Below are 26,136 nucleotides of genomic sequence, written 5' to 3'. Positions count from 1 at the left end.
ATCACCTCTGCTCGACCGCCGCCTCGGCCTCTCGGCCGGAGGCGCGGGCTCGAATGTCGTGCTCGAGCGAAGCGAGCACAGCCTCGGCCACGGCCAGCTCGGTCATCGTGCACGCGCTTGCGAGAGATGCGAGCTCTCCCAGCTCCGTCGCGTGCATCCTGGCAAACGCGGACCGACCCTCCGACGTGGGCTCGATGAGAACCGATCGCCGGTGCTCGGGGTTCGCGCGCCTGGCCACGTGGCCGAGCTCGACGAGAGCATCGACATGTCTCTGCACGTTCTGACGCGCCAGGTCGAGGCGTGCGGCTATCTGAGGCACGGTGGCAGCTCCACCCTCGACCAGCACCTGCAACACGGCGCGTGAACCGATGGTCCATCCGTAGCCCCGTACGTGCCCCTCGACCACGCGGGCGGACGCCAGCACGATGGGCCTGACATGGCGCAGGAGTCGGTCCACAAGCTCCCCTCGATCTTCCGCGGACTCGCTTGGGACGATGTCACTCATGACATCAATGATGTCATATCTGTCCGACTGGGGCACGACACATCCCTTGCGACGTAGCGGCCCAACATTGCTGTTGTCACGTGAGGCAGGGTCTGCTTGAGTCCGACAACAGTTTCAGGAGGCACAGGTTGTCCACGTACCCCGTCCTCATCCACACCGCGCTCGACGCGCGTGACTGTCGTGCGCTGGCTGAGTTCTACCGCGAGTTCCTCGGACTCCACTACCGGGAGCGCGACCTGCCTCCCACCGATGGACGTTCCGACGACGCCACCTGGATCGTCCTTCTCGATGGCGCGGGCAACCGCGTCATCACGATCCAGGAGAAGGTCGACACCACTCCCCCCACCTGGCCGTCCGAAGCGGTGCCGATGCAGATGCACATGGACTTCGCGGTGGAGAGCCTGGAGGAGCTCCAGCGGCACCGGGAGCGTGCCGAAGCTCTGGGCGCACGCCTCCTACACGACCGTACCGACGTCACCGACGCACCCCTCTACGTGCTCGCCGACCCAGCCGGCCATCCTTTCTGCCTCGTCGTCTGAGGCACCGGTGCGGCACGCAACGACAGCAACGACCGGCTGCGCTTCGTTTCTCAGACACCGCCTCAGGCGCCGTACGACCGATGAGCCCGCGGATCTGCCGGTGAGCGGAGGCTGCGTGCTGCTGGCAGGCTGGACCTGTGACCGCCTTCGACGCTAGTGACGAATCGTCTTCGCTCTCCCTCGGCGTGGTCTCTGGAGGACTCGGCGAGACCCACGACTTTTGGATGCCACACCTACGGCGCCTGATGAAGCAGGTGATGGAGGCGAGATCCGCCCTTGGCCCGCTCAGCGTCAATGTTGTCTTCCACCTCGAAGGGCCACTGAGTGGTCCTGTCGAGTTCGAAGGCGTTCGCACGGGCCGTCTGAGTCGCAAGCACATGATGCTGATGGTCCAAGCCGCGGTGCCGCCCTTGCCTGTCAGCGACCCCAGGACGGTGCTAGTGGGCCTTCTAGAGGACGCGGTGGATGCCGCCGAAGAGCTGGTGAAGCGGCGGTCAATCGCCGTCGCGCTTCCCGAAGTGCGAGCCGTTCTAGCCGCGCTGCCGCCGGAGTAGATGCGCGCAGATCTGCCGATGCGCGGGAGCGGACGCGGTGACGACTTACGGTTGTCTGGTGACTGATCCGCGATGGGCGTTGCTGCAGAACATGAAGCCTGCGCTGTTGCGGAGGTTCAAGGACTCCGGGGTGGTGCGAGTTGAGTACGTGTCCGCCTTCCCGTCCCAGGACGATGCCTGGGTGTGGCTCGGAACGGCTACGGACGCCGAGCGTGACGCCTTGACGGGATCGGGACCCCGCCTTCTCTGCGAGGCGCGTCTGATTGCGGAGCGCCACGGCTTCCCCGGGCACGTCGTCAGCGGAGTGAGCGTGCAGTCCGAGGAAACAGTCGCCCGGGACTACGAGGGAAGTTGGTTCTACGCCCTTCGTTGACCGCCTGAGCTCGCACCTCGTTGAGTGCGGTCTCACGACGAGGGCCGAGCTCCCGGTCGGGTGCCCCAGGCTGATCGAGGCCACCGACACGACCGGCCAACGACGCGGCCTCAGGCCGACACAGGGTGTTCGCCCGCGTCGGGAGCGTCGTCGACCAGGGCGTGCCGCATCCCGTGCCTGGCGCGCAGCCGCTGCTCCTGCTCCGCGCGGTAGGCCCGCCCGCTGGTGACCCGCGCCTCCACGCCACGGACACGGTCCTGAGCGGCGTACGCCGTCGCGGTGAGGTGGCCCAGGACCGGCACGGCGCGGGCCAGGTGCGACGGCCGGATGCCCAGCTCGTCGGCGAGCGCGTCGCCGACGAGCGCTCGCACCAGCGCGTCGACCAACGTGCGGGCGACACGGTTCCTGCCCGGCAGGCGGGCGGGCACCAGCTCCTCGACCTCGAGGGTCAGATAGTCGTCGATGAGACCGCCGACGAGCGCGCGGCTGGCGTCGTCGACGGGCGGGCGGGTGAGCTGGTAGAGCGCCTCGATGTCCTCCTGCTCGGCCAAGGTCGCGGGCAGGAGGGCCTCGGTCACCCCGGACAGCCACCCGACATACCTCCACAGCGCGCCGAGGTCGTCGAGCTCGGAGTCGGTGTAGCGCGCTCCCAGCAGGTGCATCCCGCGCACGGCGATCGAACCGAACTCCGCGAGCGTGTGGGCCAGGTAGGGCTGGCTGATCGGCGTGCCGAGCTCGGCACGGTCCCAGGCGGGCGACGACGAGAGGTGGCGCCGAACCATCGCGTGGATGAGGCGTACGCGCACGGTTCGCTCGAAGCCCAGGCTGTGGCGCCGCAGGCCACCTGGCTCGGTGACCTCGCGCAGCCAGTCGCCGACCTCGAGGTTGCGTACCCCCGCGTTGCCGACCAGCCGCCCCGTCAGGATGAGCGGCCTCGCGGCGGCGGGGTTGGTGTAGCCCACATCAAGGAGGCGGCAGCGAGCACGAGCCCGAGCTGGAGCGAGTGCCGGGCGAGGTGGTCTCCGGCACGGTCGAGCTGGTCGTGGTCGACCCAGTCGGGCACCTCGTCGAGCTTCGCGAACAACGCCCGCACCGACGTCGGGGCGTCGGGCGCGCCGTCGATGCCGTCTCGCAAGGCTGTGGCAACGGCGCCCACCACGCTCGACCGGCCGAGTCGCCCGGCATCGGCAGCGACCGCATCGGCGAGCGGGTCGCCCTGCAGCGTGCCCTCGACCCAGGCCCGGCCGAGAGCGCCGAAACGGCGCTCGGCCTCATCGACGTTTCTTAGGTGGGCGGGCAGGACGCTCTCGGCCATGCCCCACAGTATGGCCGGCCCTGGGGCCGTCCCTTCTGGTCGACGACGATCGGGGGGGTCGTCGTCGCGCCCGCTCGTGTGGCCCGCTCCCGAGGACGTCGGCCCCGGCGGACGGGGCTTCCGCGCAGTCGACTCTCCTCGGCGTCGCCCTTCCGACCGCAGCCACGGGTTTGCGGAGGGTCGCGCCGGGGAAGTGGTGACCTGTGTCGTGGTCGTTCGTACCGTCGCTCGTCGGGTGCATGCTGCTGATGTTCGGCGTCGTGTTCATCATCGAGAACAGCGCCTCGACCGGCGGTGTGCTGCTGCTGCTGGGTGCACTCATGATGTCGATCTGGCTGTGGATGGTGAAGCGAGGAAGGTGAGGGAGGCGATGGGCTCGTGAGGCCCTACCTGCAGTACTTCGGAGCGGGGTTCACCGCACTTGGCGTCTTGACGGTGATCTTCTCCATCACCTCGCCTGAGCAGGGCGGCGGCATCGACACGATCGTCATGGGCGTCGTGGCGTTCTTCGTGGGGATCGCCGCCTACGTCTACGGGGCGCGGGAAGATGCCGCCGACTGAGCACGTCGCACGTCAGCCGGGTTTGCTCCGAACGTCAGGATCCGCCGCGACGAGCTCGCGCGGATCGCGGCATGGCGTGCGACTGCGAACGCACCACCCAGCCGGAGCGAACGTTCGTTGGGGAAAGGCAGGGAGGCCCTGTGCGCGTGTGGAGTCTCTCGAGATCGGGCAGGGACAGTCATGCCCACCGTGATCGAGCGGAGTCGAGCCAAGGGCCTGGCATCCGTGCTCGGATGTGTCGTCTTCGTCCTGGCATCCTTGGCGATCATCGCTCAGGGATCTGCCCTCACGCTCGTCGTCGGCGCGGTAGGAGTGCTGACGTTCGGCTGGTTCGGCATCGCCTGGGTCGTGTTCTTGATGCGCACAGGCCCCGGGCTGGTCGTGGACGACATGGGATTCGACGACCACAGCTCAGCGTCGGCGGTGGGCCGGGTGAGCTGGGCCGACGTCTTGTCGGTCTCGGAGCGACGTATCTCCGGGACCTCGTTGATCATCGTCGAGGTCCGCGAGCCGGGGGTCTGTGTGGCCCGGCTGGGTCGTCTCGCCCGCGTGATCGCCGCTGTCAACCGCCGCACGTACGGCTCGCCAGTCGTGCTCAGCTCGGTCGGCCTCGAGACCAGCTTCGCGAGCTTGTCCGCGCTGATGCACGAGGGCGTTGAACGGTATCGCCTCCGCGGGCCCAGGACCTGACAGCACGCGTCGCGGGCCCCGACGGCACGGCGCCCACCTGTGGCTCACCGGCGATCCCCTTCGGAGCCGAACCCCGCGGGTCAGAACCTCGAGAGCGCGGGCACGACGTGGTCGCCGAGCGACCTGACGAAGGCGACCGGGGCGCCGCGCAGGGGCATGACGTGCACCTCGTCGACGCCGACGTCGGCCAGGGCGCGCATCTCCTCGACGAAGGCGGCGGCACCGGCGGCGCCCTGCCCGACCACGCCGTTGTAGAGCACGGTCTTCCGGATCTCGTCGTACGCCCGCCCCTCCAGCTCGCACCAGTCCCGCAGCACGGCGAGCTTGTGGGCGACCTCGCCGGGACCGGCCCCTGCCGCGGCGAACACGTTGCAGGCGTCGGCGTACTGCGCGACCAGGCGGAGTGTCTTCTTCTCACCGCCGCCACCGACCATGATCGGCGGACGCGGCTGCTGCAGGGGCTGCGGCGAGTTGATCGTCTCTGCCAGCTGGTAGTGCTTGCCGTCGAATGGGCCGTTGTCGTCGCTCCACATCTGGCGCACGATCCGGAGGGTCTCCTCGAGCCGCTCGAAGCGCTCGGCGAGCGGCGGGAAGGGGACGCCCAGGGCGCGGTGCTCCCGCTCGTACCAGGCCGCTCCGATGCCGAGCGCTGCGCGCCCACCGGAGAGCACGTCGAGGGTCGAGACGATCTTGGCGAGCAGTCCGGGGTGGCGGTAGGTCACACCCGACATCAGGAGCTGGAGCTCCACCGACGTCGTGTGCGCCGCCAGGAAACCGAGCGCGGTGTAGCCCTCGAGCATCGGGTCCTCCGCTCCCGACAGGAACTCCAGCTGCAGGTAGTGGTCCATGAACGAGAGGTTGTCCAGCCCGGCCTCCTCGGCCGCCCGCCCGGTCGCCGCGAGCGTGGGGCCGATCGCCTCCGGGCCCCCGGGGAGGCTGAAGTTCACCAGGTGCACACCGAGCCTCATGGCTGCTCCTTCATGTCAACGGGTGGGGCCGTGCTCGCCGACCATGGTCAACGGACGACCTTGAAGTTGAAGTGGCCGGTGCCGAGCGACCCCATGAGTCGCAGCCAGACCGGCAGCAGCATCTCCGTGCCGCGGGCCGACTCGATGCCTCCGAGGTCGATCACGTCGTCGTGGCCGAACGACTCCAGCAGCTCGACGACGGTGGCCTTGGCCGCGGCGTCCTCGCCGGAGACGAAGACGGTGCTGGACTCGCCGAGCGACCTCGGGTCGACCATCAGCGAGGCGGTGAGGGTGTTGAGGGTCTTGACGACCTTCGTCTCCGGGAGCGCGCGCTGGACCTGCTCGCCCAGGGAGTCGGTGTCCTTGACCGACAGCGTGGGCGGGAAGCCGGCGGAGAAGTCGAGCGGGTTGGCGATGTCGACGAGGACCTTGCCGGCCAGGTTGTCCGCGCCGGCCAGCGCGAGCACCTCGAGCGTTGCCGCGCCGGAGGACGCGTTGACGACCAGCTCGGCGCGAGCGGCCGCGTCGGCGAACGTCGCCAGCTCGACGCCCGGGTGGGCGTCGAGCCAGGCGGCGAACGGCGCGTTGCCCGTCTGGTCCGGCTCGGTGCGGGCCAGCGTCGCCTGGGGGTCGCGGGTGCCGACCACGACGGAGTGGCCGAGGTCGTCCAGACGGCTGGCGATCGCCTGGCCGACCATGCCGGTACCGAGCACTGCAATGTTCATCGAGGAATCCTTCGGGGATCGGTGGGTAGACAGATCTGTCTGCCATCAGGGTGGACGCTAGCAGACAGACCTGTCTACCATCAAGGGGTGACCACCGCTTCCGCCCGCGACCGCATCCTCAACACCGCCTTCCGGCTGTTCTACGCACGCGGCATCCGCGCTGTCGGCGTGGACCTGATCATCAGCGAGTCCGGCGTGGCGAAAGCGACCTTCTACAAGCACTTCCCCGCCAAGGACGAGCTCGTGCTCGCCTACCTGGACAAGGTCGACGGGATCTGGACCGGCCAGCTCCACGAGGCCGCCGAGGCCGCCGGGCCCGAGCCGGCCGATCAGCTCGTCGGACTCTTCGACGCACTCGACACGGCCTGCCGACGTGAGGGATACCGGGGCTGCGCGTTCATCAACGCGGCAGCCGAGGCCGCGCCGGGCACCCCGGTGCACGCGCGCACGGTCGCCCACAAGCAGGCGGTCCTCGCGTGGCTGCGCGACCTCGCCGCACGGGCGAGCGCTGACGACCCCGACACCCTCGCCCGCACCCTGGCCCTGCTGCTCGACGGCGGCCTCTCGGACGGCGCCCTCGCCGCAGACCCCGAAGCCGCCCACGCAGCCAAGGCGGCGGCCAAGCGCCTGGTGTCCACGTCGGTGCCCAGCGCGGCTGCCTGACGGCGGCCCGGCGACACGGGCGCAGAGGATGGTCGCGGGGTGGAGCAGCTCGGTGCAGCCCTCGATGATGGCGACGCAGCTGTTCACAGCGTCTGACACGGCTCCCCCCGCGTACTGCTCACGAGCCCGGCCGAGCCTGTTGAGTGCCCACACGGGTGGTTTCCCTCATGTGCGTCCGGGCCGGGCCCGCTAGCGTCGGCGGTACGCAGCGCGCCGTCCAGGAGGACCACCATGACGACCCACTCCACGCAACCGACCGCCGCGAACCAGCCTGCTGGCCCAGCTCTGCGCTCCACCGCGGGAGCGGGCCTGCTCGCGATCGTCGCTGGCGGCGTCCAGGGCGACGGCGCCCTGATCACGGCGGCCCATCGCAACAGCTCCCCGGTGTCCGACGATCAGCTGTCCTACGTCATCGCCCATGGGTTGTCGCTGGTCGGGTATGACGCTGCTCTCGATGACCCGATCTCCGTCGCGGTGATGTCGTGCTTAGCATCGGCACTCTGCTCACCGCGATCGGCCTGATCATGGCCGGCACGGCGACGCTACGGGGTGGGGTCTGGGCGGGCTGGCGCTGCTACACGCCGCTCGGCCTCGGAGTGTGGATGATCGCCATGATGCCTCTGCAGTTCACCCCGGCGCTCCCGGTCGCCGTCGGCGTCTACGCCCTCGCCGTCATGGCCCTCGGGCTGGCGATGCTGGTGGAGGGCTCGGAGCGGGAACCACGTCGATGACCACGTCTCGGAGGGCAGCGCTGGCGACATGGGCGTATGCCGCCATGTTCGGGGTCCCGGCCGTGCCAGTCGCGATCTTCCTCACCGACGAGGGCAGACTTCCCTCGCTGTGGGGCCTGTTCGACATGTACGCCGGCCCTTGGTCCTCCCGGTTGTCGGACCACAGCGTCGCCATCCTGCTCCTGACCTACTCCGGCCTCGTGCTGACCGCGACCTGGTCGGGCTGGCTGCTGTGGCAGGCGCGCAAGGCGGGCGCCGTGCTGAACCTGGGACTGCTGCCGCTGGAGGCAGTCTTCTGGATCGGTTTCGCCCTACCCGTTCCCTGGCTGTTCGGGATCGCAAGAGCCACGCTGGTGTGCCTGGCATGGCCGGAGGTCACCGGATCGCGCGGCACGCGAGCGCGGACAGGGACGGACCGGCCGCCGCGCTGAGCGGCCTGGTCGAACACCGAGTTGGTCGCGCGCGTGCGAAGGGCCCCCACAGTCAGACCGTAGGGACCCCCCGGCTCGCACACGTAGGTCAGTCCGTCGTTTCCAGGTGGGGATCTGGTGGTCGTCCGGTCCGTTGTCGCTGATGTCTTGCGACAGTGCTCACCGGGGCAGGACCAGGCCGATGCGGCTCGCCCGGGACGCGGCCTCCGCCGCGAGCAGCGCCGCGCCAGCCGCGTCACCGGCACGACCGCGCTGTGCCCGGGTCCGTGCGAGCTCGTGGGTGGTCAGCACCTCGAACGCCGCCATGCCCTCGCGCGCGGCCAGGTCACGGGCCTTCTCCAGGTCGGCGACTGCGCCGTCGAGGTCGCCCAGCGATCGGGCGAGCAGCCCGAGGTAGTGGTCGGTGAAACCGGCGAGCCCTATCCCCGTGCCGACCCACACCGGCAGCCCGCGATGGGGCAGCAGCAGGTCGCGCAGCTCGCCCGCCGCCACGGGATCGCCGAGCCTGGACCAGATCTCGGCGCGGTGGGCGGTGGTGAAGAGCCACAGGAAGTCGTCGTCCACCGGCCGCTGGTCCGCCCATGCTCCGAGGAGGCCAGGCACCTCGGCATCCCGGCCGGCGCGCTGCAGCACCAGGGCGCGCAGCTCGTCGAGCGGTCCGGGCGGCAGGTGGCCGACCAGTTGCTCGGCGCGCGCCCATCGCTCCGGTCCGCCGTAGACGAGGTCGATGTTGAGCTGGAGGAGCGACTCCAGCACGTCGCCCGACACGATCGTCGTACGCCGGTGCAGTGCGACTACCTCGGCGAGCAGCCGCTCGGCGTCGCCGGACCGGCCCTCGGCCATCGGGCGCAGGACCTCGGCGTACCGCAGGATCACGTCGACGACCGGCTGGCCCTGGGCGCGCGCCAGCTCACCGGCCTCGGCGTAGTCGGACCACCCGTCCGCGAAGTGACCGAGGGCGACCCGGTCGGACCCGCGCATCAGGAAGGCACGGGCCTCGAGCTCGCGGTCGCCACCGGCACGTGCACGGCCGAGCAGCCTCTCGGCGACGTCGAGCCGGTCCCGCGCCTGGTCGACGTGCATGAGGCTGGCGTGCGCGACCTCGAGCACGTCGGACACCTCGGCAGGGTCGAGCACGTCGGTCGGCACCAGGGCGAGCGCAGCAGCGGTGAGCTCGCGGGAGCGCAGCGCGTCCACCCAGTACAGCTCCAGGGCGAGCGTGGCGATAACACGGGCGCGGAGCACGGGAAGGTCCTCCGGCAGCTCGTGGCGGAGTCGTTCGAGAAGGGCGACCGCACGGCTGTCGACCGAGCCGTAGGGACGCCAGTTCCACACCGTCGTGGTCACCGAGACCGCGAGCTCGGCGCTCGCGGCGGCGTCACCGACGTCGAGGACCTCCCCGGCGCGGACAACCGCTCGCTCCCACGCCTCGGCGACCTGCCCGGCCCGGATCAGCGCCCTGACGTGAGCGACCACGAGCCCGTGCCGCTCGGCAGCGGTGGCGGTCCGGTCCCGGTCGACCGCGGTCACGGCCAGCCCGAGCCAGCGTGCGGCCTCCTCAGGTGCGGCTCCTCGGCGCGCCTGCGCCGCCGCTCGTGCCGCCCACTCCCAGCTGGCACGCGCATGGCCGACCCCCGCCCGCGCGTGGTGCTCGGCGATCTCCGCCGCGTGGGTGTTCACCGCATCGGGTCTCAGGTCGGCCAGGGCGTGGGCGACCGCCGCATGGCGCCGCACACGCCGTGGTCCCGGGATTCCGGCGTACAGGGCCTCCTGCACCAGTGCGTGCACGAAGCGGTACGAGCCCGACGACTCCTCGATCACCAGCCCTGACAGCAGCGCGGCCTCGAGACCCTCGTCCACTGCCGCCGGGTCGTCCAGGTCGCCGGCCACCTCGACGACGTCGACGTCGAACGAACGGCCCACGACGGCACCTGTCGCGAGCAGCGACCGTGCGTGGTCGGGCAGCTGGGCGAGCCGACGGCGTACGACGTCGCGCACACCGTCCGGCACCTCGAGCTTGTCCACGGCGGCCACGTCGCCGAGTCGGTTCTCGCGGGCCAGCAGGTCGACGAGCTGGGCTATGTAGAAGGGGTTCCCCTCGGTGCGATCGCGCAACGCGCGGGCCACGTCGTGGGGGACGTCGGCGTCCGACCGACCTTCGAGGTAGGTGCTGACCTCCTCGGCGGTGAGGCCGACCAGCGGCAGCCGGAGGGGCTCGACCCGAGCCAGGTCACCGAGGGCGTCGGCAACCGCCGGGCCCCAGTCGGCCTCGGAGTCGCGCAGGGTGGCCAGCACGACGACGGGCAGCTCGGGGAGCGCGGGGGCGATGCGCCGCAGCAGGCGCAAGGAGTCGGCGTCGGCCCAGTGCAGGTCGTCGAGCACGACGAGCATCGGTCGGGCGTTCCGCAGCATCGCCAGTGCCCGCTCCGCGAGGCCGAACGGCTCCAGGCCCTCCTCGACCAGCCCCGGCAGGACCTGGGTCCACGGCCACAAGGCAGGCGCCGTGCCACCCTCGTCACAGCGGCCCCAACGCGACCCCAGCCCGAGCGCCTCCGCCGTCGAGACGACCGCTTGGGCCATCCGGGTCTTGCCGATGCCCGCCTCTCCGGTGACCAGGACGAGACGCCCACGACCCTCGACAGCCTCCACGATCGCGCCGGTCACGCTGGCGAGCGCGTTGACCCGACCGACGAGACCACGAGGCGCTGGCGGCGCCTCCTGACGACCGGCCGTGCCTGCCGTCAGCCGAGCACCGGTCGGCACGGCCACCGAAGGGTCCTGGCGCAGCAGCGCCGCCTCGAGGTCGCGCAGCTGCGGGCTCGGGTCGACACCGAGCTCGTCGACCAGCATCGCGCGGGCCCTGGCCAGCGCCTGCAGCGCCTCCCCCTGGCGCTGGCACCGGTACAGAGCCAGCGCGAGCAGGCCCCACGCCCGCTCACGCAGCGGGTGCGCCGACACCAGCACCTCCAGCGGCGCGACGGCGACCGCGTGGTTCCCACGGTCGATCTCCGCCTGCCAGCGATCCTCGGTCGCCAGCAGGCGGAGCGCGTCCAGCCGGCTGGCCTCGGCGACGACGGAGGGCGCCGGGGGGCAGTCGGCGTACGCCTCCCCGCGCCACAGTCCGAGTGCCGCCTCGAGCTCGGCTGCGGCGGCATCGGGGTCTGCGGCGAGAAGGGCGTGCCCCGTCGCGGCCCGACGCTCGAAGACAATCGCGTCGACGTCCTCCGGTTCAGCCAGGAGCGCATAACCGGGGGGTCGCGTCACGAGGAGGGTGGCCGGCGAGCGGGCCGGACGGTCCGCCTCGAGGGTGCGGCGCAGGTTGGCCACGTAGCTCTGCAACGAGGCCATCACCTTCGGCGGAGGTTGCCCGCCCCAGACCTCGTCCAGCAACCGGTCCACCGAGACGGTCCTGCCACCGGCGGCGAGCAGGACCGCGAGCACGGCCCGCTGCTTGGCACCGCCGAGGTCGAGTGGGGCGGAACCGGCGCTGACCTCCAGCTGTCCGAGCACCCTCCACTCCATGGCGCACACCCTAGAGGCCGATCTCACCGCACGGATGGTGATCTGCCGGCCCTCCAAGACGGTTCCAAGAACCGGCCAAGAACGACGCCGCACAGTGGTGACATCGACAGAACCGACCCGAAGGAGCACCGATGAGCACCACCGACGCCGCCCTGCACGGCCCCGGCCTCACGGACGTGCGCGGCATGATCATGGCCCACGACGCGTTCCGCTGGAGCCTGCTGCCCGCGCCGTCCCTCGTCCGGGGAGTCGCGCCCGGCGACGTACGCCGCGCGACGGTCGTGGCCAGCCACGTCGAGACGATCCTGCAGGTCCTGGAGGGCCACCACACGAGCGAGGACGAGCTGCTGTGGCCCCGGTTGCTGGAGCGGGTGCCGGAGGAGCTCGCCCCCGTGGTGCACCTGATGGAGAGCCAGCACGCGCAGATCCATGACCACCTCGAGCAGACGGCTGAGCTGCTCCCCCGCTGGCGCGCCGGAGCCACGGCTGTCGAGCGCGACCGGCTCGCTGCAGCGGTCGAGGCGCTCGTCGAAGCACTCACCGAGCACATGGCCGCCGAGGAGCGGCACCTGCTGCCGCTCGCGGCGCGCTCGGTCAGCGAGGCGGAGTGGGCGGAGCTCGGCGAGCGCGGCCTGCGCAAGATCCCATTCGGCTTCCTGCCCACGGCGTTCGGGATCATGCGCCACGTCGGCGACCCTGAGGTCGTCGCTGCGGACCTGGCCAAGGCTCCCCTGCCGGTCCGCGTGTGGCTGCGACTCGCCGCCGACCGCGCGTTCCGCCGGTACGCCGCGAAGGTGGGCATCGCGACCTGAGCACGTGAGCCACCTCCGCCTGGATGGTCGCGCTGCCGGTCGTGTACGCAGACCTCGACGACTGGCGCAACCTCGCCACCCCGCCCGGCGGCCAGCCCCCGTTCGCGACCGTCCTGGGGGTATCCGGGCCCGACGTCGACTACACGGCGGCCGACACCGATGCCGGCACCACGTCCACGGGAGTGCTGTCGTCGCTGGCCGCACTCGAGTCGTTCAAGTCCGAGATCGGCTCGCTGCTGCTCATGGTCGGGATGCTGTTCGGCATCTCCGCGCTCGTCGTCGGCGCGTTCTTCACCGTCTGGAGCATTCAGCGTCAACCCGATGTCGCTGTCCTCAAGGCGCTTGGAGCAACCAACCGGATGCTCACCTTCGACGCCCTCGGCCAAGCCGCCGTCGTCCTCGCCCTCGGGGTCACCACAGGCATCGCCGTCACCTCGCTGCTCGGCGTCGCCGCGGGGAACGCGCTGCCCTTCGTCCTCAGCCCGCTGACCACCGTGCTGCCCGGACTCATCATGACCGCCCTCGGGCTCGCCGGGGCCGCAATCGCCACCCGCTCCATCACCCGCACCGACCCCCTGACCGCCCTTGGGAGCAACCGATGATCGATCTCGCCAACATCACCCTGACCTACCCCGACGGCACCTCACGCATCACCGCTGTCGACGACGCCAGCCTGCGGGTGAACGCCGGCACCGTCGTCGGCCTCACCGGCCCGTCCGGATCCGGCAAGTCCAGCCTGCTCGCCGTCGCCTCCACCCTCATCAGTCCGGACCGCGGCACGGTCACCATCGACGGCATCAATGCGACCAACCTGAGCCTCACTGAACTAGCGGAGCTGCGGCGCACCAAGGTCGGGCTCGTGTTCCAGCAGTCGAACCTGCTCGCGTCCCTGACCGCCTACGAGCAGCTCCTCGTCATGAACGAGCTCACCACCCAACGCAGCCGCCGCGCCGCACGCGCCGCCACCCGGAACCGAGCCCGGAACCTTCTCGACGCCGTCGGCCTCGCCGCCGACGCCGACAAGCGACCCGCACAACTCTCCGGAGGTCAGCGCCAGCGCGTCAACATCGCCCGCGCGCTCATGCACGAGCCATCCGTCCTCATCGTCGACGAGCCCACCAGCGCTCTCGATCAGGAACGCGGCACCCAGATCATCGACCTCCTGCTCCGGCTCACCGGAGAGCACGCGACCGCCACGCTCCTTGTCACCCACGATCAACGGATCCTCCCGCGCCTGACCTCTACCTACGCCATGGTCGACGGTCACCTCGCTCTCGTCCGGGACGCGGATCTCGTCGCTTGACCGCGCGTGTCCCAGATGCAACGAGCACCGAGGCCCCGGGCACCCTCCCGCTGACGGGTACCTCGGGCGAGCGGCCCGACGCGAAGTTCGCGTCCTGGCGGGTGTGCAACCCTTCCGTCACGGGTGCGCTCGTCACCTGTTCCCTGTCACCGCCTTCACCTGGCGGCGCGGACCTCACCCTCGCACAGGACGCAGGGCCTCGACGACAGCCTTGAACACTTCCTCGAGGCTCACGATGCTGCGGCCACAGGGGCTGCTCGCCACCGGGCAGTTCTGGAGGTCGTTGAGGTGGATGAACCCGACTGCGCTGACGTCTACGTCGCCCTCCGGATGGCGCGTCGCAAGGGCCGCCAGCTCTTCCGCAACGTGTTGACCGTCGCAGTTGGCGACGGTCCTGCCGAACACGGCCTGCGAAGGCATCGACTGGCACTTCCCCACGTTCCTCGCGACGGCGGGGAGCGACATGATGAAGTGGTCCTGCAGTGGCGTCGCTCCTGATGGCGGCAGCGTCGCCGTTCAGAGCCAAGAAGTCAGGTATCGCCTGGGAACCGCGGGCGTCACGGCATGGGAGACGAAAGGGGCGGGATGGGGCGTCTGCTCACGGTGGGGCACGGCACGCTCGACCGCTCCGGGCTGTCTGCGCTCTTCACGGATGCCCACGTCGCACTGGTGGTCGACGTGCGGCGTTTCCCCGGCAGCCGACACAACCCAGATGTCAGCACTGAAGCCATGGCGCAATGGCTTCCCGATGCCGGTTTCCACTACCGCTGGGAGCAGCGGTTGGGCGGTAGGCGCCGGCTCACGTCCGAGGACGACCCCGACGCGGACCGCTGGTGGCGTGTCGAGGCGTTCCGCGCGTACGCCGCACACACTCGCACCCCGGAGTTCCTGACCGCGCTGGACGACTTGGCCATGGACGTGGCCGCGCACCGGACGACCGCCATCATGTGCAGCGAGAGCGTGTGGTGGCGTTGTCACCGGCGCCTTGTCGCAGACGCGGCCGCTCTGCTGCGGGGCATCGACGTCGCGCACCTCGCTCACGACGGCCGCACCACCCCGCACGAGCCGTCCGCAGGAGTCCGGGTGGCAGACGGTCTCTTGCGCTACGACGCGGCAGCTGAGGAGTGATCCTGATGGATGAGGAGTACGTCGAGGCAGTGCTCGCCAAGGTCGAGGAGGTGCCCCCGGGACGCGTGACGACGTACGGCGCCCTCGCCCGCGAGGTCGGTCGCGGTGGGCCGCGCCAGGTCGGCAGGGTCATGGCGTTACATGGGGACGCCGTGGCGTGGTGGCGAGTGGTGCATGCGGACGGACGACCGGCGACGTGCCATGACGGGACAGCGCTCGAGCACCTGCGTGCCGAGGGGGCGCCGCTCCTGGATGACCAACGCCTGGACATGCGCGCAGCACACTGACGTCGGTCAGGACAGTCGCGCCGGAGGTCGTGCCTGTCGGCGCGCGGGAACGCACATTCGGCGAGCGTGCGGGTGCCGGGTTCCTACTCGCTCTCGCGCGCGAAGAACGAGAACGAACCGTCCGGCTCCAGCAGCGCCAGCTCGATGTCGCCGATGTCACGGATCCCGTTTCCTCTCGCGGCCTCGTTCAGGTCGTAGATAGTGATGCGTTCTCGCCGCATGGCCTCCTTGTCCGGGGTTCCGTCTCGGACGATGACGGTCGGTGAACCGTCCAGGATCTTCTCGAGGTTCGGGAAGCGGAATGAGACCCACGACAAGGCGATGGTGAGGAGCGCGAATGTCGCAACAGCGGTGGCGGCACCAGCGAAGGAGGTGTCCTCGGCGATGCCGGCTTCCGCGATCAGGTCGCCGATGACGAACAAGATCGCCAGGTCGAAGGGCGACATCTCGTAGAGCTCGCGTTTCCCCATGACGCGCAGGACGGCCCACAGGAGCCAGAAGACACCAAAGGCGTAGACGACGGTCAGCATCACGGCACCACCCATGTCGTCGCGGTCATGGATGTTGCGCCCGTGGCGGTGAGCCACTGCAGTTCCCACCGGCGTCGTGTCGGCGGTTGCTGCGTGGGGGTACGGCCGGACAACCGCACTTCGAACTCGTCGCCAGCCGGGTCCGCGAACTTCAGCAACACCTTGGACCCGTGAGCCTGCTGGTCCATGGGTTCTGGCGCGATGTGGTCGATGCCCAGGTCAGCCATGGCCTGCTGGTCGAGGGTGAGCACGAACGAGTCCAGCGGTGAGGTCGACCGTGCCACCACGACCACCTCGGACTCCAGGCCTCGGCGCGTCACCGCGTCCTAGGTGACCTCGATGCTGCCCGCGGCAGTGGACGCGCTCACCGTGCGCGAGTACGGGCCCAGGAATCCAAGACATGCGACCAGCACCACGGACAGCAGTACGACGACTCCGAGCGCTGGACCACCAGCTCGGCCGGACCCCGGCCTCGCAGCGCCGAAGCGCTCCGCGCGGTCGGGAACCGGTCCAGCAGCTGCTTCTTCTCAGACACCGCTACCCTCCCACCTCGCTTCGACGTGAGTACTGCCCGCGGTACCGGAGTTCATGGGTGGAATGTCCTCATCCCCGAGCGGCACGGTCGTCGGTCCCCGGTGGCTCGGAGCACCGGACTCCGCTCACCCCGCTCGCCCGCTCGTAGTGGTTGCCGCGGTGCTCAGGGACGCCGGTGGGCGTCGTCACGGGTTCTCATCTGCGGCGGCGAGCGGTGTTGGTGGCGGCTGCCGAGGCGTACACGGCAGCGCCCATCAGCAAGGCGATCGCCCACGTGAGCAACATGCGGACGGGGCCGTCGTCGGTGAACTGAGCAATGGCGAACACCGTGATCGGGACGAGGATGGCGCAGGTGGCGGACAGGGCGAAGTAGGTCCAGAACCGCATGGCCCCGCCGGCCCGTTGCGGTGCGGGATGACCAGACCGGCTCGGCGACGTCGACGAGCTTGTCGGGGGGAGCTTGCCGGTGGTGGCTGCCGTGGCGGGGGTGCGGTCGGGTCCGGTAGATGCCGTCATGTGTGGCCTTCCTGGGGCGTTTGGGGTCGTGGCGTCGGTGGGTGTCAGCGCAGCGGGTCGAAGGGGACGAGTTCGGGCGGCGTGGTGCCGGTCGCGATGCGGTGCGCGAGGAGCTTTCCGGTCAGCGGCCCCAAGGCGATGCCCCACATGCCGTGCCCTCCGGCGATGTAGACGTGGGCTGCACTGGTGGCGCCGATGAGGGGCAGGCCGTCGGCGGTGCAGGGACGCGAGCCGACCCACTCGTCGCGGCGGTCTGCGAGGTCGATGCCGTTGAGCAGCGGCCGGGTGGCGTTGACGATCGCGTCGATGCGGCGCGGGTCCAGTGCTGCGTCGGGGTCGCGGAACTCCATCATGCCGGCCACGCGCAGGCGTGGTCCGTCTGGTGTGGTGAGCGGGGTGCACGCGACGCGTTGGGTCGGGAAGTACACCGGGCCTTGCGGCAGCTGGTCTCCGGTGACGCTGAAGGAGTAGCCCCGGCCGGCCTGCACGAGCGTGCGGACCCCGAACTGGCGGGCGAGAGTTCCCGCCCACGCGCCGTTGGCCAGGACCACGCCGTGGTAGGCGTGGTTCTCCTCGACCGCCTCGCGGGTCGTCACGTGCGCGCCGTCGGTGGACTCGCGCACTGCGGTGACCGTGGCTGCGGTGATGATCCGCCCGCCCCGGGAGACGAACGAGTCGGCCAGCGCTGCGAGGAACGCTGGCGGGTTGATGTAGCGCTGGTCGTGGAGGCGCATTGCTCCGCCAATCGCCTGGGACAGGGTCGGTTCGAGAGCGCGAGCTTCTTCGCCGGTGAGAACGACGTACTTCACGTCCTGCCCGGCGGTTCGGATGTGTTCGAGCTCGTCGAGCAGCGGCGCTCTCTCCTCGGGGGTCCGGAAACACGCGAGGAACGGGTCCGCGGCGCGCGTCCTGGACACCACTCCCCCGTCGCCGAGCTCGTCGAACGCGGCGAGGGCCTGGTTGTTCATCGGCGCGTACGCGCGCATCCCGACGCCCCACTGACGGGCGGTGCTGCGGCGGGCGAAGCCGGCGAGGAACCGCAGCATCCGCACGTCGGGACGCAGGGGCACGTAGACGGGTGAGGACGGGCTGAGGACGGCGCGGATCCCGTAGGTCAGGACAGCGGGCTCGGGTAGTGGTGCGGTGAGTGCTGGGGTGAGCCAGCCGGCGTTCCCCCAGGACGAGCCTGCCGCGACGTGGCGGCGTTCGTAGACGGTGACGTGGAGACCGTGCTCTTGGAGGAACCAGGCGGTGGAGAGGCCGACCATTCCGGCTCCGACGATGGCGACGCGCTTGGTCATGAAGTTCCAGCTTTCTGGGATGTGTAGACGGCAGGGCGGTCAGGAGGGGCGTGGGGTGGTGCACGTGGTGCAGGTGGGCTGCGAGGGCACGCGTTCGAGGGCCGCCGTCTCGACGGCGGTACGGCAGCGGGTGCAGCGGCCATAGGCGCCGGCGCGGATGCGCTCCCGGGCGGCGCGCACCTCGGCGAGCAGGTGCTCGACAACTCGACGGTGTGCGGCCGTCACGACGTTGTTCGGACACTCCGGCAGGGCGTCGAGTTGGCACTGCCGTGCCCGTTCGAGCTCAGCGAGGTGCACGTCGATGTCGGCCGGGTTCGTGGGCAGCCGGCCGTCGAGCTGCGGGAGCGCGACGAGCCGCGAGGACGGCCCGGGCGCCTGGGCGTCCGACCGTGTGCGGAGCGGGTGATCGGCGGTGTGCGGGGCAGGCCCCTCGGGCCCGTCGGACCGGACGCGGACCTGGTCGGGTCGGGTCGTGGAAGTCCGGGGCGAGATGAGTGTTGTCGTTCGCCGGCGCGTCAGGGCAGCGAAGGGTGCGGTGATGGTCAACGGGATGGTTCCTTGAGCGACGCGGCGCAGTTCGGGGTGCGCGAATCGGCGGGTGCCGCTACGCAGGCACCCGGGGAAAGGTCAGCTCACTGAACCGGCGGGGCGCGGTCGACGCTGCGGCGCAGCACGTCGAGACCGCGGATGCCGTGCGCTTCTTCGCTGAGCTCGAGGGCGAGCAGAGCGGCGCCGGACGGCACGTGGGAGGGCAGGTAGGAGCGGTCGGTGGTAGCCACCTCGATCTCCATGTTGGCCTCCATGTTGTGGACCATAGCAACGTTCCTGCGGAACTCCAGCCGGACCGGTCGAGCCCCGGTCGAGCCCCGGTCGAGCCCCGGTCGAGCCCCGGTCGAGCCCCGGTCGAGCCCCGGTCGTGCGTGGTCGGTCTGCGTGGCCGGTCTGCGTGGCCGGTGCGTCTCACTGTGCCGCATCGAGCTGTTGACGCCACCGTCGTCGGCGGAACGTGGCGGACAGGTCTGCGTGGTTTCGGGGTGCGCTCTGCGGCCGGATCGTTGCTGGGGTACAGCACGGTGTTCGTGCGGTCGGTGACGATGATCGGGTAGCGAGCGCGGCGCTCACCACGGTCGGCATACCGGCGCGTCATCCTCGGTGAAGACCAGCCCGGGTAGCGCCGGAGTCAGCGGACGCGTCCGCGCTGCTTGGGCGCGGCCGGTCTGGCCGGCTGGCTGGCTGGTCGGGGGTGCTAGTCGGCGCTGCTGGTTCGTCCGGCCAAGTAGCCGCGGAGCACGGAGGTGCGCGCGCCGCTGACGTGGCTCATCTGTTCTGCTCCGTCGCACGAGTAGAGCCCGATGTCCATCCACGTGTCGCTGGAGCGAAGCACTTTCCAGTGCCCGCCGGCCAGTTCCCACCTCTGGAGGACCTCGACCAGCCCGCCAGGAGGTTCGGACTCCGGGCGCCTGTGATCCTCTGGCGGGGCGCTCATCAGGCTGACGCCTTGGCGAATGTCGTCGCTGCTGCGGCCGCAGGGTTTTGGGTGACGTGCCACGCGGCGGTGCCGTGGGTCGTCATCGGGTTACGGCGACGGGACAGTGGGCGTGGCTGAGCAGGTGCTGGCTGACAGAACCGAGCAGGAGTCCGGTGACGACGCCGCGCCCGCGGGACCCCGTCACGACCAGCGAAGCGTGTGCCGACGCCTCGGTGAGAGCCACGCTGGGTGTCAGCGGGACCGTGTCCGGTTCGATCGACACGTGTGGGAACTCGTCGCGCACCTGCGCGATGCATTCGGCTACCAGCATCTCGGCGACCTTCGAGCGTTGGCCGACCCGTTGAGGGAGCTGGCCGTCGTCGTCGACGTTGATGTGACCCGGATTCCAGGCGTGCAACGCCACGACCGGTTCGTTCGTGAAGGAAGCACGGTGGCAGGCGAACCTGAGCGCCGCGATGCTCTCGGGGGAGCCATCGACGCCGGCGACGATGCGCGCCGCGGTCGGGTTCGACGGCGGCCGCACCACGATCAGCGGGCACGAGCTGTGCCGCGCCAAGCGGTGGCTGACCGATCCCAGGAAGGTATCGGCGGCTCGTCCGCGTCCGCGTGTTCCCGAAACCAGCGCATGCGCGTCCAGCGACTGTTGCAAAAGGACGGACTCCACACTGCCCGTCAGCTGCTCGAACGTGCCGGTGACGCCCATTGCGTCCCAGGCTGCCTCGAGCGGGGGCGGCACCTCCTCGTCGGGGTGGTCAGCGTCGTGACCGGCCGTGTCGGGTGCGTTACTCACGGCGACCGCCCGGACGGCGCGACCTTCCGCCGCCGCGGTTCGGGCAGCCCATTCGAGTGCTACTTGCGCGTGACGCGAACCGTCGTAGGCGACGATGATCACCTCAGGTGCGCTCTCTGCTAACTCAGTCATGTCTTGTCACTCCTGCTCTTCGTCGAGATGGTCTTGTCTGGCGTCGAGTCCTACTCCGCGAGGAGGAGACTTCCGGTGACCAGCAGCGCGGCGATCTTGAGCACCTCCAATGCGATGTACCAGTGATGTGCGAGGGAGTAAGGCGCATCCCCACCGGCTAGGACGACGTCCGACCGTCGGGACAGGTGGGGCCGGACTACCGTGAGCTGGACGAGCAGAGCGCCGACGGCTGATGCAGCGGCAACCATGACGCTCGTTCCGGGCATGTGGGTCACACCGGCGATCAGTAGCACCAGCGCGAAGAGCCCTTCGACCAGGTTGAGGACGCGGAACACCAACCGGCCGATCCCTAGCCCGATCGGCACGGTGACGCCGGGCGCCTGGAACTTCAGCGGCGCTTCAACGAAAGAGATCGCCAGCACCATGCCCATCCAGACGAACGTGACAGCCGTCGCGACGGCAGCTGACGTGCTCACGGAGGTCCTTCCTGTTGAACGGGGCTGGTCACGGGCCAGCCCGAGGTCCGCGACGGCTGTCGGCTGTCGGCTGTCGGCTGTCGGCTGTCGGCTGTCGGCTGTCGGCTGGAACGTGGTCGGGTCGATGTCTCCTCGCCAACTCCTTTGCTAGTTCGGTACCTCGTGGGACACCTGTGGCACGTCCGCGAACGCGAAGCCCTATCGCCGCATTGCTGCCTCCAGTGCGACCGGGTGGACGAGCTCCTGCCCGGCCAGGGACTGCAGGACCCGCACCACGATCGACGGCGCATCGACGTGGAAGTGGCGGCGCAGGGCACTGCGTGTGTCGGACAGGCCGAACCCGTCGGTGCCCAGCGAGGACCACGTCGCCTCGACGTAGGGCGCGATCTGGTCCGGCACCGCCCGCATCCAGTCCGACACCGCGACGACGGGGCCTGGGCGTCCCCGCAGCCGGGAGGTTACGTACGGGACTTTGGCGAGACCACCCACGTGCTCGCGGTTCCAGTCGTCTACCTCGAGCGCCTCACGTCGCAGCTGCGTCCATGACGTCACCGACCACACGTCCGCGTGCACGTTCCAGGCGCGGCGAAGGATGTCCTGCGCTTCGAGGGCCCAGGGCACAGCGATTCCCGATGCGAGGATCTGCGCCCTGGGCCGGCCATCGTGGTGCGCGCTGGAGACGAGGTGCATGCCGGCAAGGATTCCTTCGACGTCGACGTTGTCGGGTTCCTCGGGCTGCATGATCGGCTCGTTGTACAGCGTGAGGTAGTAGAAGACGTCGGGGTCCTCGTCAGGCTGGGGTTCGCCGTACATGCGGTGCAGCCCGTCGCGCACGATGTGTCCGAGTTCGTAGGCGTAGGCCGGGTCGTAGGAGATGCAGGCGGGGTTGGTCGAGGCGAGCAGTTGCGAGTGACCGTCCTGGTGCTGCAGCCCTTCGCCGTTGAGTGTCGTCCTCCCGGCGGTCGCACCGAGCAGGAATCCTCGCGTGAGCTGGTCTGCTGCGGCCCACAGCAAGTCTCCCGTGCGCTGGAAGCCGAACATCGAGTAGAAGATGTAGACCGGGATCATCGGTTGGGCGTGAGTGGCGTACGCCGTGCCCGCGGCGGTCCACGACGCCGTGCAGCCCGCTTCGGTGATCCCTTCATGGAGCAGGACTCCTACGGTGTCCTCCTGATAACTCAACAGCTGCTCACGGTCCACAGAGAGGTAGCGCTGTCCCAGGTGTGAGTAGATCTTCTTGCCCGGGAACAGTGCATCGAGGCCGAAGGTGCGCGCCTCGTCCGGGATGATCGGCACGAACAGCGGCCCCAGCGTCGGGTCCTTCATCAGGCTGCGCAGCAGCCGGACGAAGGCCATGGTCGTGGCGACCGGCTGGCGGGAGCCGTTGGCGGTCACCGCGTAGGCCGCTTCGCCGGGCTGGGCGACGGCCCGGCCGCAGGCACGGCGCTCGGGGACGTGACCGCCCAGGCGTGCGCGGCACCGGTTGAGGTAGTCCAGCTCCGGCGAGTCCGTGTCGGGCTTGTAGTACGGCGGGGCCTCGTCCTCCAGGGCTTCGTCCGGTATGGGTAGCTGGAGCCGGTCACGGAACTCCCTCAGGTCTTCGAGGCTGAGCTTCTTGAGCTGATGGGTGGAGTTGCGGCTCTCGAAGTGGGCGCCGAGCTTCCAGCCCTTGATGGTCTGGGCGAGGATGACCGTGGGTTGACCGCGGTAACGCACGGCGGCGTCGTAGGCGGCGTACACCTTGAGCGGATCGTGGCCGCCGCGGGTGAGTCCCCAGATCTCGGCGTCGGACATGCCCTCGACCAGCTTCAACGCGCGCGGGTCCCGGCCGAAGAGGTGTTCGCGGACGAAGGTGCCGGACTCGCCACGGAACGTCTGGAAGTCGCCATCAGGTGTCTGATTCATCAGGGTGCGCAGCACCCCGTCGGTGTCGGCGTCGAGCAGCGGGTCCCATTCGCGTCCCCACACGACCTTGATGACGTTCCACCCCGCGCCGGAGAAGATGGATGCGAGCTCCTGGATGATCTTGCCGTTGTCGCGCACCGGGCCGTCGAGGCGCTGCAGGTTGCAGTTCACGACGAAGGTGAGGTTGTCCAGCTCCTCACGTCCAGCCACAGCCAGCGCACCCAGCGCCTCTGGTTCGTCCATCTCACCGTCGCCCAGGAACGCCCAGACGCGTTGCCGGGACGTGTCCGCGAGTCCCCGGTCGTGCAGGTACCGGTTGAACCGTGCCTGGTAGATCGCGTTGATCGCCCCCAACCCCATCGACACCGTGGTGAACTCCCAGAACGCCGGCATGAGCCGAGGGTGCGGGTAAGACGGCAGGCCGTTCCCGGGGCCGCCGTGGGAGAGCTCGCGGCGGAAACCATCCAGCTGTTCCTCGTCGAGGCGCCCCTCGAGGAACGCTCGAGCGTAGATCCCCGGCGAGGCATGTCCTTGGAAGAACACCTGGTCTGCGCCGCCCTCGGCATGGTGTCCGCGGAAGAAGTGGTTGAAACCGACCTCGTACAGCGTTGCCGTCGACGCGTACGTCGAGAGGTGACCGCCGAGCCCCAACCCGGGACGCTGCGCGCGATGCACCATCACTGCCGCGTTCCACCGGATGCATGCCCGAATACGGCGCTCCACGTCCTCATCGCCCGGGTAGCTCGGCTCGTCGCAGGCGCCGATCGTGTTCACGTAGTCGGAAAACCCCACCCCGCTCACCATGCCGGTCCCGACGCCGGTCCCGACGCCGGCTCCGATGCCGGGCCCGATGCCGGCCCCGATGCCGGCCCCGATGCCGGTCACGATTCCTGTCCCGATGCCGGTCTCCTGTCCGAGGGCCCCGGTAGCCGCTTGATGACCGTCAGCTCCCGCAGGTGCTGGCAGGACCCGCACCAGGTGGACATCGGCAGTGCTCTCAGCTGCTCCGAGGACATGACGTTGCCACAGCGGTCACAGCGACCGAAGCGCCCCAGTTCGATCCGGCGCAGTGCCGCGTCGATCTCCGCCAGGACCAGCCGGGCGGCGGAACGAAGCGTCGCATCGACCTCGCGCCGAACCCGGTCGGAGGGTGAGTCGCCAGCGGCCTCGAGCCGGGCCAGTTGGTCCTCGCGGAAAGCGCGTTGCTGTCGCAGAGCTCGCGTCAGTTCGTCAACGAAAGCCGCCGGCAACGTGCCGGTGGTGTCGTGAGGTCGGTCGTCGCGCCTCGGCGTGCGAGGTTTCGTCTCCAGAGTCCTGGGCAGCGACGCGCGCTGGTCCCGCCGTTCACGCGGAGCGGGGGACCCAGCGCGCTGCCCTTCACTACTGCGTGAGAGCGAAGGGGTAGAGGGGCCCGCAGCGTGTTGTCCGGCGACGGTCATCGCGACGTTCTCCTCCTGCGACGCAAGCCGCTATCTCGGTCGGCTCCTACTCGCCGACTCTTGCGTGTCCCTGGCATCCACTGTGCCCGCTGGCCACCTGCCGAAGAAGGGACGCGACCGGTCGACCTCGGCCGGTCGTGGTTGCCGACGACCGGCAACGGAGACGGAAGGGGTGCACCGGTCACACCGGTCTTTGAAGCGCGTTCGACCTATGAGGGCGCGCCGGGTCGCCGTTCACCAATTTTGCCGGCGGGTCGCTGGCGGGGAACGAGTCGCGGCCCCACTCGTCGACGATGTCTTCTGGACTCGTCGCCGAGAGGCTCATCCGGAGGGACGCAGCGGCAACGGGTTCGAGTGCATGAGCTGAGTCGAGCACGACGATCCTCCCTCCTGTTTGTCCCCGATTTTGTCCCCGATACCGGGAATGGTGGTCCAGGCGTGAGGCGGTTGGCGACCGGTCGCGTCGGCCGAGTGTTGGGGGTGGTTGTTGCCAGGGTGCGGCAACGTTGTCGCACGCGTGTTCGCAGTGCGCCGAGCCCGTGTCAGCGCGGCGGCTGCTTGTCGGAGCTCCTTGCGGGCGTTGCCTGGGCTGCCGCCGAGCCGGTGCCACGCCTCACCTGGGCCCGGGTGTCGGAGGCTGGGGAAGCGCGCGTTCCGGCCATCCGAGAAGCTTCGCGCCGAGCACGGCCGCGTGGAGGGTGAAGCGGTGCGCCGGGGTCAGGGGATCGAAGCCGGTCAGCTTGTGCACTCGAGCCAGGCGATAGGTCACGGCCCGCACCGACAGGTGCAACTGGGCGGCGGTCGCGGTGGCGACGCAGCCGGCGTCGAAGTAGGCCCCCAGCGTCTCGAGCAACGGGCCGGCGCCGCCGCGCGCCTGGGTGAGCGGGTTGAGCACAGACTGGACGAGATCGACCAGCGCGGGCTGGTCCCGGGCCAGTACGCGGTAGGTCAGCAGGTCACGGCTTTGAACGATGGGGCTGTCCAGTTGCATGCGGGTCGCCATGGTGAGGCCTTCACGCGCCTCCTCGTAGGAGCGTGCAATTCCGTAGGCCCCGGGGTGTGCTCGGCCGACGGCGACGCGCCATGGCCGTCCGCGTCGCAGTCGGCTGAGCTCCCCATGGACGATCTTGCCCAGGTCGCCGGTCTTCTCCATCCCAACCGACGGCACCGACGCGCCCGTCGCATCCGCCAGCGCGATGACGACCACCCAGCCCTCCTTGGTGGCGACCAGGACGTCGCGATCACCGAAACGGTCCAGGACGACCCGTTCCAGTGCCGTCGTCGCGGCCGCGACCGACGACAGCTGCGTGCCGGGTTGCGCGAGAGCGACCTGATGAGCACGGGTCAGATCAAGGCCGAACGGTTCGGCCCGTTCGACGAGGTCGCTGAGGTGGGCATCCCCGCGCAGCAGGTCCTCGACGAGCTCGCGACGCAGCGTCTCTTCCCGGCGGACCATCTCGCGGCCGGCTTCGGCGTGACCGTCGGCGAAGGCTGCGACGGCGTCGTCCATGACCTGCAGCACCGCCTCGGCCGCTGCTCGAACGGCTGCCCTGTCCCGCTCGCGCGTGACTGCGGGCAGCCCTCCCCACACGCGGCGAGCCGCCGAGAGATACAGATCGACCCCGCGCCCTACCGAGATGCCTTGTTCCGCAGCGCGACGGCCCTGTACGCGCACCGCATCGATCTGCTCCGGTCCCGGGAACCGGCCGAATGTCGCGGCATCGGCCAACATCGGAAGGTAGTCCCCGAGCACGTCGACGGGTACGCCGCCGGCGTCCTTGCTGGCCTCCTCAGCCGCCATCGCCAACCACTCACCGTCGCCGGCGCTGCTGGTGCTCCCCATCCGCGCGTCGCCTCCGTAGTCACTTGCACACCAGTGGACGCAAGCATGCCGGACCGCCACACCAACCGATAGTG

Annotated in this window: 31 protein-coding genes; 14 read left to right on the top strand and 17 right to left on the bottom strand. The window is 69.9% G+C overall.

Annotated elements, in window-relative coordinates:
- Position 1: 1 nt before the first annotated feature.
- On the bottom strand, positions 2 to 505 hold the full coding sequence (locus NYO98_RS04810) for a MarR family winged helix-turn-helix transcriptional regulator (protein WP_268110387.1): 504 nt from the start codon (positions 503 to 505) through the stop codon (positions 2 to 4).
- An 80-nt stretch (positions 506 to 585) separates the two neighbouring features.
- Between NYO98_RS04810 and NYO98_RS04805 the strand changes: the two genes are divergently transcribed.
- The 3 genes from NYO98_RS04805 (at position 586) to NYO98_RS04795 (ending at position 1,971) form a co-directional block, all read left to right on the top strand.
- The gene (locus NYO98_RS04805; RefSeq protein ID WP_268110386.1) at positions 586 to 1,044 is read left to right on the top strand and encodes a VOC family protein; all 459 of its coding nucleotides are present in this window, start codon (positions 586 to 588) and stop codon (positions 1,042 to 1,044) included.
- A 137-nt stretch (positions 1,045 to 1,181) separates the two neighbouring features.
- Positions 1,182 to 1,598, top strand: a complete 417-nt coding sequence (locus NYO98_RS04800) for a hypothetical protein (RefSeq protein ID WP_268110385.1) — start codon at positions 1,182 to 1,184, stop codon at positions 1,596 to 1,598.
- Between the two features lie 58 nt (positions 1,599 to 1,656).
- On the top strand, positions 1,657 to 1,971 hold the full coding sequence (locus tag NYO98_RS04795; protein WP_268110384.1) for a hypothetical protein: 315 nt from the start codon (positions 1,657 to 1,659) through the stop codon (positions 1,969 to 1,971).
- A 110-nt stretch (positions 1,972 to 2,081) separates the two neighbouring features.
- On the opposite strand, the gene NYO98_RS04790 is transcribed toward NYO98_RS04795, so the two are convergent.
- Together NYO98_RS04790 and NYO98_RS04785 are read right to left on the bottom strand one after the other, a co-directional pair.
- Positions 2,082 to 2,933 carry an oxygenase MpaB family protein gene (locus NYO98_RS04790; RefSeq protein WP_268110383.1) on the bottom strand — a complete coding sequence of 284 codons (852 nt, stop codon included), beginning with the start codon at positions 2,931 to 2,933 and terminating at the stop codon, positions 2,082 to 2,084.
- Positions 2,891 to 3,286, bottom strand: coding sequence for a hypothetical protein (locus NYO98_RS04785; RefSeq protein WP_268110382.1), 396 nt, complete (start codon positions 3,284 to 3,286; stop codon positions 2,891 to 2,893). Before NYO98_RS04785 ends, NYO98_RS04790 begins: the two co-directional genes overlap by 43 nt.
- 239 nt (positions 3,287 to 3,525) lie before the next feature.
- On the opposite strand from NYO98_RS04785, the gene NYO98_RS04780 reads away from it, so the two are divergent.
- From NYO98_RS04780 to NYO98_RS04770, 3 genes are all read left to right on the top strand, one after another.
- A complete protein-coding gene (locus NYO98_RS04780; RefSeq protein ID WP_268110381.1) occupies positions 3,526 to 3,648 on the top strand; it encodes a hypothetical protein in 123 nt (40 codons plus the stop codon).
- 16 nt (positions 3,649 to 3,664) lie between these two features.
- Complete coding sequence (locus tag NYO98_RS04775) at positions 3,665 to 3,847, top strand: hypothetical protein (RefSeq protein ID WP_268110380.1); 183 nt, start codon at positions 3,665 to 3,667, stop codon at positions 3,845 to 3,847.
- 180 nt (positions 3,848 to 4,027) lie between these two features.
- Complete coding sequence (locus tag NYO98_RS04770) at positions 4,028 to 4,537, top strand: STM3941 family protein (protein ID WP_268110379.1); 510 nt, start codon at positions 4,028 to 4,030, stop codon at positions 4,535 to 4,537.
- Between the two features lie 80 nt (positions 4,538 to 4,617).
- Here the strand turns inward: NYO98_RS04770 and NYO98_RS04765 are convergent, their stop codons facing one another.
- Entirely contained in the window at positions 4,618 to 5,505 is an 888-nt protein-coding gene (locus NYO98_RS04765; RefSeq protein ID WP_268110378.1) for an LLM class F420-dependent oxidoreductase, read from the bottom strand.
- Positions 5,506 to 5,552: 47 nt separating this feature from the next.
- On the bottom strand, positions 5,553 to 6,230 hold the full coding sequence (locus tag NYO98_RS04760; RefSeq protein ID WP_268110377.1) for an NADPH-dependent F420 reductase: 678 nt from the start codon (positions 6,228 to 6,230) through the stop codon (positions 5,553 to 5,555).
- Positions 6,231 to 6,317: 87 nt separating this feature from the next.
- Between NYO98_RS04760 and NYO98_RS04755 the strand changes: the two genes are divergently transcribed.
- From NYO98_RS04755 to NYO98_RS04745, 3 genes are all read left to right on the top strand, one after another.
- Complete coding sequence (locus NYO98_RS04755; protein ID WP_268110376.1) at positions 6,318 to 6,893, top strand: TetR/AcrR family transcriptional regulator; 576 nt, start codon at positions 6,318 to 6,320, stop codon at positions 6,891 to 6,893.
- Positions 6,894 to 7,124: 231 nt separating this feature from the next.
- On the top strand, positions 7,125 to 7,415 hold the full coding sequence (locus tag NYO98_RS04750) for a hypothetical protein (protein WP_268110375.1): 291 nt from the start codon (positions 7,125 to 7,127) through the stop codon (positions 7,413 to 7,415).
- A 271-nt stretch (positions 7,416 to 7,686) separates the two neighbouring features.
- On the top strand, positions 7,687 to 8,055 hold the full coding sequence (locus tag NYO98_RS04745; protein ID WP_268110374.1) for a hypothetical protein: 369 nt from the start codon (positions 7,687 to 7,689) through the stop codon (positions 8,053 to 8,055).
- Between the two features lie 159 nt (positions 8,056 to 8,214).
- On the opposite strand, the gene NYO98_RS04740 is transcribed toward NYO98_RS04745, so the two are convergent.
- Complete coding sequence (locus tag NYO98_RS04740) at positions 8,215 to 11,577, bottom strand: AfsR/SARP family transcriptional regulator (protein ID WP_268110373.1); 3,363 nt, start codon at positions 11,575 to 11,577, stop codon at positions 8,215 to 8,217.
- 131 nt (positions 11,578 to 11,708) lie between these two features.
- Here NYO98_RS04740 and NYO98_RS04735 point away from each other — a divergent pair, with 131 nt between their 5' ends.
- The 3 genes from NYO98_RS04735 to NYO98_RS04725 are packed head-to-tail and all read left to right on the top strand — an operon-like array spanning position 11,709 to position 13,692.
- On the top strand, positions 11,709 to 12,389 hold the full coding sequence (locus tag NYO98_RS04735) for a hemerythrin domain-containing protein (protein WP_268110372.1): 681 nt from the start codon (positions 11,709 to 11,711) through the stop codon (positions 12,387 to 12,389).
- 23 nt (positions 12,390 to 12,412) lie between these two features.
- Positions 12,413 to 12,991, top strand: coding sequence for an FtsX-like permease family protein (locus tag NYO98_RS04730; protein WP_268110371.1), 579 nt, complete (start codon positions 12,413 to 12,415; stop codon positions 12,989 to 12,991).
- Positions 12,988 to 13,692, top strand: a complete 705-nt coding sequence (locus NYO98_RS04725; RefSeq protein ID WP_268110370.1) for an ABC transporter ATP-binding protein — start codon at positions 12,988 to 12,990, stop codon at positions 13,690 to 13,692. Before NYO98_RS04730 ends, NYO98_RS04725 begins: the two co-directional genes overlap by 4 nt.
- Positions 13,693 to 13,866: 174 nt before the next feature.
- Here the strand turns inward: NYO98_RS04725 and NYO98_RS04720 are convergent, their stop codons facing one another.
- Positions 13,867 to 14,157, bottom strand: coding sequence for a hypothetical protein (locus NYO98_RS04720; RefSeq protein WP_268110369.1), 291 nt, complete (start codon positions 14,155 to 14,157; stop codon positions 13,867 to 13,869).
- 120 nt (positions 14,158 to 14,277) lie between these two features.
- Between NYO98_RS04720 and NYO98_RS04715 the strand changes: the two genes are divergently transcribed.
- Positions 14,278 to 14,820: a DUF488 domain-containing protein gene (locus NYO98_RS04715; protein ID WP_268110368.1), complete on the top strand. Its 543-nt coding sequence runs from the start codon at positions 14,278 to 14,280 to the stop codon at positions 14,818 to 14,820.
- A gap of 5 nt (positions 14,821 to 14,825) precedes the next feature.
- On the top strand, positions 14,826 to 15,107 hold the full coding sequence (locus tag NYO98_RS04710; protein WP_268110367.1) for an MGMT family protein: 282 nt from the start codon (positions 14,826 to 14,828) through the stop codon (positions 15,105 to 15,107).
- Positions 15,108 to 15,190: 83 nt separating this feature from the next.
- On the opposite strand, the gene NYO98_RS04705 is transcribed toward NYO98_RS04710, so the two are convergent.
- From NYO98_RS04705 to NYO98_RS04660, 10 genes are all read right to left on the bottom strand, one after another.
- On the bottom strand, positions 15,191 to 15,637 hold the full coding sequence (locus NYO98_RS04705) for a DUF421 domain-containing protein (protein WP_268110688.1): 447 nt from the start codon (positions 15,635 to 15,637) through the stop codon (positions 15,191 to 15,193).
- The gene (locus tag NYO98_RS04700; protein WP_268110366.1) at positions 15,637 to 15,921 is read right to left on the bottom strand and encodes a hypothetical protein; all 285 of its coding nucleotides are present in this window, start codon (positions 15,919 to 15,921) and stop codon (positions 15,637 to 15,639) included. Before NYO98_RS04700 ends, NYO98_RS04705 begins: the two co-directional genes overlap by 1 nt.
- Positions 15,922 to 16,366: 445 nt before the next feature.
- The gene (locus NYO98_RS04695; protein WP_268110365.1) at positions 16,367 to 16,558 is read right to left on the bottom strand and encodes a hypothetical protein; all 192 of its coding nucleotides are present in this window, start codon (positions 16,556 to 16,558) and stop codon (positions 16,367 to 16,369) included.
- A 173-nt stretch (positions 16,559 to 16,731) separates the two neighbouring features.
- On the bottom strand, positions 16,732 to 17,988 hold the full coding sequence (locus NYO98_RS04690) for an NAD(P)/FAD-dependent oxidoreductase (RefSeq protein WP_268110364.1): 1,257 nt from the start codon (positions 17,986 to 17,988) through the stop codon (positions 16,732 to 16,734).
- A gap of 39 nt (positions 17,989 to 18,027) precedes the next feature.
- Positions 18,028 to 18,534: a hypothetical protein gene (locus NYO98_RS04685; protein ID WP_268110363.1), complete on the bottom strand. Its 507-nt coding sequence runs from the start codon at positions 18,532 to 18,534 to the stop codon at positions 18,028 to 18,030.
- 86 nt (positions 18,535 to 18,620) lie between these two features.
- Positions 18,621 to 18,791: a hypothetical protein gene (locus NYO98_RS04680; protein ID WP_268110362.1), complete on the bottom strand. Its 171-nt coding sequence runs from the start codon at positions 18,789 to 18,791 to the stop codon at positions 18,621 to 18,623.
- A gap of 765 nt (positions 18,792 to 19,556) precedes the next feature.
- On the bottom strand, positions 19,557 to 20,369 hold the full coding sequence (locus NYO98_RS04675; protein ID WP_268110361.1) for a universal stress protein: 813 nt from the start codon (positions 20,367 to 20,369) through the stop codon (positions 19,557 to 19,559).
- An 80-nt stretch (positions 20,370 to 20,449) separates the two neighbouring features.
- Complete coding sequence (locus NYO98_RS04670) at positions 20,450 to 20,875, bottom strand: hypothetical protein (protein WP_268110360.1); 426 nt, start codon at positions 20,873 to 20,875, stop codon at positions 20,450 to 20,452.
- A gap of 198 nt (positions 20,876 to 21,073) precedes the next feature.
- Positions 21,074 to 23,665 (bottom strand): pyruvate dehydrogenase (acetyl-transferring), homodimeric type, encoded by a 2,592-nt coding sequence (aceE, locus tag NYO98_RS04665; RefSeq protein WP_456094051.1) that lies wholly within the window; start codon positions 23,663 to 23,665, stop codon positions 21,074 to 21,076.
- A gap of 1,167 nt (positions 23,666 to 24,832) precedes the next feature.
- Positions 24,833 to 26,062: a PucR family transcriptional regulator gene (locus tag NYO98_RS04660; RefSeq protein WP_268110359.1), complete on the bottom strand. Its 1,230-nt coding sequence runs from the start codon at positions 26,060 to 26,062 to the stop codon at positions 24,833 to 24,835.
- Positions 26,063 to 26,136: the final 74 nt, after the last annotated feature.

Source organism: Nocardioides pini (assembly GCF_026712185.1).
Lineage (GTDB): Bacteria > Actinomycetota > Actinomycetes > Propionibacteriales > Nocardioidaceae > Nocardioides > Nocardioides pini.
This window is presented reverse-complemented; position numbering and strand designations above follow the sequence as displayed.